This window comes from Streptomyces sp. NPDC002588 (assembly GCF_040295925.1).
In the GTDB taxonomy this organism is placed as follows: domain Bacteria; phylum Actinomycetota; class Actinomycetes; order Streptomycetales; family Streptomycetaceae; genus Streptomyces.
In genome coordinates, this window is sequence record NZ_JBEOWF010000107.1 from 1 (window position 1) to 3125 (window position 3125).

2 protein-coding genes are annotated in these 3125 nt (G+C 69.5%); one reads left to right on the forward strand and one right to left on the reverse strand.

Annotated features, from left to right (window positions below; genetic code table 11):
* The coding region (locus tag ABT057_RS48930; RefSeq protein WP_352351876.1) for a glycoside hydrolase family 3 protein at window positions 1-1754 on the reverse strand (1754 nt) is incomplete at its 3' end.
* Window positions 1755-2124: 370 nt separating this feature from the next.
* On the opposite strand from ABT057_RS48930, the gene ABT057_RS48935 reads away from it, so the two are divergent.
* Window positions 2125-3125 (forward strand): ABC transporter substrate-binding protein (locus tag ABT057_RS48935; protein ID WP_502974098.1); only part of this gene is annotated, 1001 nt, incomplete at its 3' end.

Genomic DNA, 3125 nt, shown 5'->3' on the forward strand with positions numbered 1-3125 from the left:
CGCAGACCGGCCCGGTCCGTGGTCTCCTTGCCGTTGATGTGCGGGTCGTTGCCGACCACCACGATGACCGTGTCGGCGCTCCGCGCGGCCGCGACGGCCTCGGCGACGCCGTCGCGCACCACGGTCCGGGTGAACCGGACGGCCTGCTCCGGGGTCTCGGCGGTCATGGTGAGGACACCTGTGTCCGGATCCGCCTGGGCATAACGGCTGTTGCAGATGTTGAAGAGGAGCTCCGCTCCGTCCTCGGCGGGATCGAGGCGGAAGGTTTCGTGGACCTCCCATTCACCGGGCTGGTCCCGGTCGGCGGCGACCTGCTGGTCGTCGTCGCGCAGCGAGGCGTAGCGACCGGTGGCGGCGGAGCGCAGGGTGAGCACGCCCAGGTCCCAGTCGAAGAGGTCCCACTGGGCGGCGGGGTCGGCGTCCTGGGCGTCCGTAACGGCCAGTCGGCCTTCCGGGCCCACGGCGGTGAGGGCGCGGCCGTCGGTGGTGCGCAGCACGATCCGGTCGACGCCTTCGACACCCTCGACGCCGAGGCCGTCGGCGACGGTGATCCGGTACGGGTGGCTGCCGCTGTACCAGTCCTCGAACAGGGTGTGGGCGAGCGGCCCGACCACGGCCACGCGTCGGTCCGCGGCGAGCGGCAGTACTCCGGTGTTCTTGAGCAGCACGACCGACTCGGTGGCCGCGCGCAGCGCGAGCGCCTGATGGGCCGGGGAGTTGACGACGTCCCAGCCGATACCCGCGTACGGGTCCTGTTCGGGGTCGAACTCGCCGAGCCGGAAGCGTATCGACAGCTGACGGCTCACGGCCCGGTCCACGTCCGCCATCGACAGCAGGCCGTGCTCCAGGGCGGCGCTGATCCGGCCGAAGGTGGTGGCGCTGTCCTGGAAGTGGTCGGTGAAGCTGTCGATGCCGGCCTTCAGTGCGGCGGCGTGCGACTCGGCGTGGTTGTCGAAGTAGTGCTCCGGGTCCACCAGGTTCGACGGGGCGTCGGCGTCGCTGACGACGAAGAGTTCGTGGCCGGTGGGCTTCGCCCACTCGCGCAGCTGCTGCTCAAGGAGCGGGCTGACGTGGCAGGGGCGGCCGTTGACCAGGTTGTAGGCCGCCATCACGCCGGTGGCCGCGCCGGTGGCGATGGCGAGCCGGAAGGCGGCGAGGTCGTACTCGTGCAGGACCCGGGGGCGCAGGCCGGAGGAGGTGGTGCAGCGGTCGTCCTCGTTGTTGTAGGCGAGGAAGTGCTTGAGGACCGGCGCGGTGCGCAGGTGGTCCGGGTCGTCGCCGGCCATGCCGCGGCAGAAGGCGGCGCCGAGCCGGGCGGTGACCAGGGCGTCCTCGGAGTAGCCCTCCTCGTTGCGGCCCCAGCGCGGGTCGCGCAGCAGGTTCACCACGGGGGCCCAGCCCTGGAGGCTGTTGCGGCCGGTGCCGACGACCGGGGGGCGGTGGTGGTGAAAGGCGCGCTGCTCGACGGAGATCGCCTCGGCGATCTCGTGGACCAGGTCCTCGTCCCAGGTCGCGCCCAGGCCGACGGCCTGCGGGAAGGTGGTGGCCTCGCCGAGCCAGGCGACGCCGTGCAGGGTCTCGGTGCCGGTGCGGAACTCGGCGACACCGAGGCGGGGAACGGCGGGCGCGTACTGGTGCAGCATCGCGATGCGTTCCTCCGGCGTGAGCCGGTAGAGCAGGTCTTCGACGCGTTCGGCCAGCGGGAGCCCCGGGTCGCGGAAGGGCAGCGTGGCGGAGACGGCAGCGGTACTCACAGGTGAAGTCCCTTGCGGAGTGCGACGACGGGGGTGGACGGCACCGTACGGCCGGGTCGCAGGGCCTCGATACCGCGTGTTGAAGCGCTTCGAAACTGGCATGGGCTCGATGGGGCGTCAAGAGAAAGTTTCCAAGAAACTTCGGTTTCCAATTCGGTGATTCGGTTTCCTGCAAGCCCCTTGCCTGGCGCTCCAGGACGCGCTTAACCTCTCGGCGATGTCGAAGCGCTTCGACTGGCGGGCAACGATCCACGCCGTGTTTCGACACCTCGAAGCCGCTCACGCCTCCCGCACCGAGGTCAGGCGGCCCCTGCGCAGCCCTCTCGCACGACGTTCGTCACAGAACCTCAGAGCCGAAGGACCGCCCACCATGAGCATCGCAACAAATCGAAGAGCCTTCGTGAACGGCGCCCTGGCCGTCGCCGGGGCCGCCGCCCTGTCCCCCTTGCTGTCCGCGTGCGGAAACGGCTCCGCCGGCTCGAAGGGGGGAACCAATACCAAGTCGGGGCTCGCCGCTGCGCTTCCCCACTACCAGGCCAGCACCTCGGTGAAGCCGGACATCCCGTCGGTCACCGGGCCCGACGGAGCGTTCACCAGCCCGGGGTTCCTGTCCTACCCGGCCCACCCCGTGACCACGGTGCGGGGAATCCCCGGCAAGGGTGGCAGCTACACCGCGGTGACACCGATCTGGGGGACCATGCCCCCGCCGGACAACTCCTACTACCGGGCCATGAACAAGGCCCTCGGCATCGACCTGACCATGAAGCCGGCCAACGGCAACGACTACGCGACCGTCGTCCCGACGATGACCGCGTCCAGGAAGCTGCCGGACTGGGTCCAACTGCCGTCCTGGTGGAACGCCACCTTCAACGTCAGCGCGCTGGCGGGCACCCAACTGGCGGACCTCACCCCGTACTTGTCCGGCGACAAGATCAAGAAGTATCCGAACCTGGCCGCGATCCCCACCGGCGCCTGGCAGGCCGCCGCCTGGGAGGACAAGATCTACGGCATCCCCTCCTTCGCCGGCGGCATGGCCGTGGCGGGGGCCGTCTACTTCCGAGCGGACATCCTGGGGGCGAAGGGCATCACCGCCGACCAGATCAAGTCCGCCGACGATCTGTGGAACCTGGGCAAGGAGCTGACCGACGCCAAGCGCGGTGTGTGGGCATTCGACGACGTGTGGACCTACCTGTACCAGGCGTGGGGAGTTCCCAACAAGTTCACCATCAAGAAGGGAAAGCTCGTACACAAGTACGACATGCCCGAGTTCCTGGAAGCCCTGAACTGGCACTACCGGCTCGCCAAGGCCGGTTACGTCCACCCGGACTCGCGGGCGGGCGACACCAACAACGGCCTCTCCCGGTTCTATGC